We start from the raw sequence: 332 nt of genomic DNA, 5'->3' as shown, positions 1-332 counted from the left end.
CACTACCGCTGATAGCTTGCCCATTCCGCAGATCCACGCGGAATAACTGGCCGCCCAAGTCACCAAAATACAGATGATCGATCATACCGTCATCATCACGATCCAAGGTTGTAATTTTACTGACGACACTGTGCTTCATCTCTGGCACTTGGATATGCTTGCCCGAGGCACCTGACGTTCGGCCTGATATTGACCAAATCACATCACCTGTCTTGGCATCTGCGATATATACCGCATTGCCGTCCGTCATCGATTTATTGCAATCTTCAAACTCATTGTCAGTTGCATCCAAGCGGAATGTCGGATCTTCGTAGCATTCATCATAACCACCA

At 47.9% G+C, this 332-nt stretch carries 1 protein-coding gene; it reads right to left on the bottom strand.

Annotated elements, in window-relative coordinates; genetic code table 11:
- Nucleotides 1-332: hypothetical protein (locus tag AAEZ03_RS26490; protein ID WP_350582738.1), on the bottom strand; the 332-nt coding region annotated here is incomplete at both ends.

It is taken from the genome of Pseudomonas sp. HY2-MNA-CIBAN-0224 (genome assembly GCF_040310285.1).
Lineage (GTDB): Bacteria > Pseudomonadota > Gammaproteobacteria > Pseudomonadales > Pseudomonadaceae > Aquipseudomonas > Aquipseudomonas helleri.
This window is presented reverse-complemented; position numbering and strand designations above follow the sequence as displayed.